This window comes from Chlorobium phaeovibrioides, from assembly GCF_003968655.1.
GTDB classification, from domain to species: Bacteria; Bacteroidota; Chlorobiia; order Chlorobiales; family Chlorobiaceae; genus Chlorobium; species Chlorobium phaeovibrioides.
In genome coordinates this window covers 1-789 of the sequence record NZ_RXYK01000052.1, presented here as the reverse complement: position 1 = coordinate 789, position 789 = coordinate 1, and the positions used below count along the sequence as shown (strand labels likewise).

1 protein-coding gene is annotated in these 789 nt (G+C 52.1%); it reads left to right on the top strand.

From position 1 onward, the window contains the following. Positions 1–756 (top strand): ISL3 family transposase (locus EKD02_RS09900; protein WP_126385331.1); only part of this gene is annotated, 756 nt, incomplete at its 5' end. Between the last annotated feature and the right edge of the window lie 33 nt (positions 757–789).

The following is a 789-nucleotide window of genomic DNA, read 5'->3' as shown; positions in this document are numbered from 1 at the left end:
CACCTCGGCATCGATGAAAAGAGCTTCAGGGCCGGCCAGAGGTATGTCACCACCCTCAACGACCTCGACGGTGCCCGCGTGCTTGAGGTGGTTGAAACCAGAACCAATAAGGCCACAAAGGTACTCCTGACAAGCCTTGCCGCAACACAGAGGGACAATGTGCAGTCAGTTGCTATGGATATGTGGCAGCCCTTTGCAACCGCGGTCCAGCAGATACTACCCAAGGCAGATATCGTTCATGACCGGTACCACATCAGCTCGTACCTCAATGAAGCTGTTGACAAGATCCGCCGGCAGGAATCCCGCACACTCAAAGCTATTGACGATAAGACGCTGGTCGGTTCCAAATATACGTGGCTCCGGAACCCGGAGAATATGACCCCAATCCAGCGGACAAGTCTTGACGAACTGCTGGCCTGTGAACTCAAAACCGGCAGAGCCTGGTCGCTAAAGAACATGTTCCGAGCCTTCTGGTCACTGACCAACCGTGACAGCGCCATCTACTTTTTCAACTACTGGAGCGAAGCGGTAGACCGCTCAGGGTTGAATCAATTGATCACGGTAAAGGAGATGATGCAGCGGCACCTCGAGAACATCCTGAACTATTTCAAGCACCGGACAACCAACGCTGTGAGCGAGGGGTTGAACAGCAAGATTCAGCTGTTGAAGGCCTCATCCCGAGGGTTCCACAGCTTTGAGAGTTACAGAGTACGGATACTGTTTTATTGCGGAAAGCTTAACATGGCCATCAGCTGATGAAGTACTTCATCCAGGTACTAATCCACTAAA